Source organism: Candidatus Protofrankia californiensis (assembly GCF_900634765.1).
Taxonomy (GTDB): domain Bacteria; phylum Actinomycetota; class Actinomycetes; order Frankiales; family Frankiaceae; genus Protofrankia; species Protofrankia californiensis.
This window is the reverse complement of the sequence record NZ_CAAAFT010000064.1, coordinates 20926-21499: the sequence shown is the minus strand read 5'-3', so window position 1 is coordinate 21499 and position 574 is coordinate 20926. Positions and strand designations below refer to the sequence as shown.

The following is a 574-nucleotide window of genomic DNA, read 5'->3' as shown; positions in this document are numbered from 1 at the left end:
GCCTCCGCCGGAACCACCGGTCAGCCCCTCCACGACGACGGTCGTGGCGGCAGCGGTGTCCGCGGAGAAGTCCGCCCGGATGACGTCGCCGACCCGCCGGCTGGAAGCGGTGTCGTGCAGCACCCGGTCGTCCGGGGTGCCGAAGGAGACGTGCAGGAAGGGGATGCCCAGCGCCAGCAGCAGGGCGATGGCGGGCACACCGACGAGCACCGGCCGGCGCATGACGCGGGAGGCGACAGCGCGCCAGACGGATGATTCGGACGTCTCCCGGGGGCCGGTCGCGGCGGCGGCCCGCCGGCGGCGGATCAGCCCGATTATCCCGCTGACCCTGAGCGCGTTGACCCGCGGACCGAGAAGCATGAGCACGGCCGGCAGGGCCACGGCAGCGGTGAGGAGCGCGAAGATCGTCACGGCGATACCGGCGTAGGCCATCGACTTCAGGAAGAACGGCGGGAAGACCAGCATCACGGCAAGCGCCGCCACGACGGTTGCGCCGCTGAAAACGATCGTCCGACCGGCGGTCCGTAAGGTGGCCGCGACCGCGTCGGCGCGCTCCCGCCCCGCGGCGAGCTCC

At 73.0% G+C, this 574-nt stretch carries 1 protein-coding gene; it reads right to left on the bottom strand.

Features of this window, described 5'->3' with window-relative positions; genetic code table 11:
• Nucleotides 1–574: MMPL family transporter (locus DD1DGNOD_RS03795; protein WP_165036380.1), on the bottom strand; the 574-nt coding region annotated here is incomplete at both ends.